Origin of the sequence: uncultured Clostridium sp. (assembly GCF_937920395.1) — a bacterium.
GTDB lineage: Bacteria > Bacillota > Clostridia > Clostridiales > Clostridiaceae > Clostridium_AD.
This window is the reverse complement of record NZ_CALEVF010000355.1, coordinates 1-3,443: the sequence shown is the minus strand read 5'-3', so window position 1 is coordinate 3,443 and position 3,443 is coordinate 1. Positions and strand designations below refer to the sequence as shown.

Sequence of the window (3,443 nt, the reverse complement as noted above, 5' to 3'; positions counted from 1 at the left end):
TATAAGCTGCTGCAAGTCCGGATACGCCAGCTCCAACAATAATAGCATCAAATTTTTCACTCAACGGTAACCCCTCCCTTAATATTGAAATTTAAATTCTTAAGTTCAGATAGAGACTCTTTAAATACTTTAATCAATTTAGGCAATATTGTAAGTGCATCTCCAACAATGCTATAGGTAGCAATTTTCATCATAGGACATTCTGGATCTGTATTTATAGCAATTATAGTTTCAGACCCTTGGAGGCCAACAGTATGTTGTATTGCCCCCGAAATCCCTACTGCGAAATATAGTTTTGGAGATACTGTTTTACCGGTTTGACCAACTTGACGGTTATGATCAATTAAATCTTTTTCAACAGCGCCACGGCTTCCAGAAACGACACCGCCAATGACTGTTGCTAGTTCATTAAGTAGCTTAACTCCGTGTTCATTTTGTATACCACGGCCGCCACTCACTATAATTTTTGCATCTTCGAGTTTCACATTTTCTAATCCATCTTTAACTATTTTTAGAACTATAGTTTTCAAAGACTCTTCTGCAATGGCAAATGTTTCTCTTACTATTAGGCCAGCCCTATTTTTCTCAGGAATAGGCATTTTCATAACCTTTGGATGGACAGTAGCCATTTGAGGTCTATGGTCTTTACATACAATGGTGGCCATAATATTTCCACCAAAGGCAGGTCTACTAGCAAGTAAAATCTTTTTCTCTAAATCAATATCAAGGGCTGTACAATCAGCTGTTAGCCCTGTCTTTAGTGTAGTTGCTACTGCTCCAGCAAGATCACGGCCAGTAGTTGTTGCGCCCATTAATAATATTTCTGGTTTATATTTTTCTACAAGATAACAAAAGGCACTCTTATAGGTTTCAGCTCTGTAAAAATGGAATACTGGATCATCGATAATATATACTATATCTGCACCGTGCTCAAAAAGTGTAGGTATGATAGTTTCCACTTTGTCTCCTAAAAGAACTGTAGATACTTGTACATTTAAACTAGAAGCAAGTTTCTTTGCCGCGCCAACGAGCTCGAGGGTGACGGTGGCTAGTTTTCCTTCTAACTGTTCTACAAAAACCCATACACCAGAATATTCTTTATTTATATCTGACATTGAAGTATTCCTCCTTTTAATTTATCAACTAAAATTTTAACTACTTCATCCTCGCTGCCTTTAAGCAATTCGCCGCCGGCTCTTTGTTCTGGTGGGAAAATGCGTCGTACAGAAGTAGGAGATCCCTTTAATCCCAATTGGGTTAAATCAGCGTTGAAATCTTTAATTCCCCAAGCGATAGGCTTATAGCGGGCTGCCTTAATCATATTTGTTAAAGGTGAAAAGCTTAATTCATTAATATCTTTTTCTACTGTTATTAGGCAAGGAAGTTTTGCTTGTACAACTTCATATCCATTATCAATCTTCCTATGAAGCACAATAACCTTTTTTCCCAAATCGAATGTTTCAATAGCTTCAACATAAGTTAACTGTGGCATACCCAAACGGCATGCAATACCGGGTCCAACTTGTGCTGTATCTCCATCTATGGCTTGTTTACCACAGAATACTAAATCAATTGGTTCAATTTCCATTATTTTATTTACTCCCATAGCGAGAATGTAGCTGGTAGACAATGTATCTGATCCTGCAAAGGCACGGTCTGAAAGTAGATAGCCTTCATCTGCACCCATTTCAATACATTTTTTAATAACTTCTTGTGCTTGAGGAGGTCCCATTGAAATAATAGAAACTTTACCCCCAAATTTTTTCTTTATTTTAACTGCTTCTTCAACAGCATGAGCATCAAATGGATTAATAATGGTAGGAGCACTTGATCTGTCCATTGTGTTTGTTATTGGATCCATTTTTATTTCAGTAGTGTCAGGTACTTGTTTTACACAAACTAAAGTATGCAATTAACAACAACTCCTTTTTTTATTACAGCTTTGCTTTAATATAATAAAGCAAAGCTGTATATTTATTCCTATAAAGGTTTAATGCCATAATGTATAGATGCTATTCCACAAGTTAAGGACTTAAACCTTGAATTCTCAAAACCAACACTCCTAAATTCATCTCTAAGGTGATTTTTTGTCATAAAGCCATTTACTGAATCTCTTAGATAGTCATAAGCTGCTTTATCTTGGGTTCCTAGATAGCCAATAACTGGTAGTACATAGTTGAAATATAAATTATATACATTTCTGAAAATAGGCATTTCTGGCTTAGATAATTCTAGGCAAACTATCTTTCCACCTGGTTTTAAAACTCTATACATTTCAGAAATAGATTTTCTTTTATCAGGTACATTTCGTAAACCAAATGCGATGGTGATACAATTGAAGGTATTATCACCAAAGGGAAGGCTCATAGCATCTCCTTGCATTAAGTTGAATTTATAATTTATTAATGATTTGTTAAGCTTTTTATATCCTACATTAAGCATTTCTTTATTAAAGTCTAGCCCCACAACTTCAGTATTTGTACCTGCTGCTCTGCATTCAAGTTCTATCATTTTACCTGTACCACAGCATAAATCTAATACTTTATCATTCTTTTTTATGGTGCATAGTTTTACAGCATTTTTTCTCCATAATTGGTCTATATTTAAAGTTAATATTGTATTCAATTTATCATATTTACTAGCAATTGATGAAAATACATCATGAACATTTATAGTCATTTCATTCACTATTAAAGCCTCCTTACATTAAAGGGAAATTACAAAACGTTACATCGCTTTGTAAATTGATAGCAATATATAAACATATAATAGTAAAAACAGAGAGTATAAAGTATTTAAACATAAATACCCTCTTTTTACTATTTAATTTGTTACATACGCATTGCCATTGGAATAGAAAATAAGAATATATTTGCGGCTGCAAGTAATACCATTAGAATAGTATAAGTTACTGAGGTTCCTAAAATTGTTGTTTTAGCTTGACTGCTCTTAGCAATTCTATAAGCAGTATATATTGAACCTATAGTACCAATTACAATTATAATATACTGAAACATTTGAATAGTTGGACTAGGGAATATTGCAGTTGAAGCTCCGTGAGAGCTTACTCCGAAAAATTCCATTATAGTATAAACCACAGATTTACCCTCTGCTAACAAGTGAAATAGATTATGAGCTATATGTCCTGCTAAATCTAACGGTATAAGCGAATATCCGAATCTAGCGAAATTTTCCATAATGGTAGCCTTGTTAAACTTTTTAGCAATAAGCCCTGTCAAGATTAGTAACGCAACAGGAATGGCCATAGCTATAAGGAAAGTTACCGTAAAAGTTATAATATAATTTGTTGTTCCTAGTATATTTTCAAGACCATGTAATATATTTTCCCATATGTTTAACATTGTTATGTTTTGAACAAATACAATACCCATGATTACAATGGCCAAAAATGCAACTTCTACTCTAGGTTTTTTAATATCCCA

General features: G+C 34.0%; 3 protein-coding genes and 1 pseudogene. All 4 read right to left on the bottom strand.

Annotated elements, in window-relative coordinates; translation table 11 throughout:
- Positions 1–56 precede the first annotated feature (56 nt).
- Positions 57–1,115 carry an electron transfer flavoprotein subunit alpha/FixB family protein gene (locus Q0649_RS20875; protein WP_298846395.1) on the bottom strand — a complete coding sequence of 353 codons (1,059 nt, stop codon included), beginning with the start codon at positions 1,113–1,115 and terminating at the stop codon, positions 57–59.
- Entirely contained in the window at positions 1,103–1,912 is an 810-nt protein-coding gene (locus Q0649_RS20870) for an electron transfer flavoprotein subunit beta/FixA family protein (protein WP_298846392.1), read from the bottom strand. Before Q0649_RS20870 ends, Q0649_RS20875 begins: the two co-directional genes overlap by 13 nt.
- 68 nt (positions 1,913–1,980) lie before the next feature.
- Complete coding sequence (ubiE, locus tag Q0649_RS20865; RefSeq protein ID WP_298846398.1) at positions 1,981–2,679, bottom strand: bifunctional demethylmenaquinone methyltransferase/2-methoxy-6-polyprenyl-1,4-benzoquinol methylase UbiE; 699 nt, start codon at positions 2,677–2,679, stop codon at positions 1,981–1,983.
- Between the two features lie 152 nt (positions 2,680–2,831).
- Positions 2,832–3,443, bottom strand: a pseudogene (locus Q0649_RS20860) (4Fe-4S binding protein); the annotation flags it as partial.

Bases quoted from the DNA above. Each gene is read 5' to 3' on its own strand.
- Q0649_RS20875 (WP_298846395.1), bottom strand. From the start codon at position 1,115: ATGTCAGATATAAATAAAGAATATTCTGGTGTATGGGTTTTTGTAGAA.
- ubiE (WP_298846398.1), bottom strand. From the start codon at position 2,679: ATGACTATAAATGTTCATGATGTATTTTCATCAATTGCTAGTAAATAT.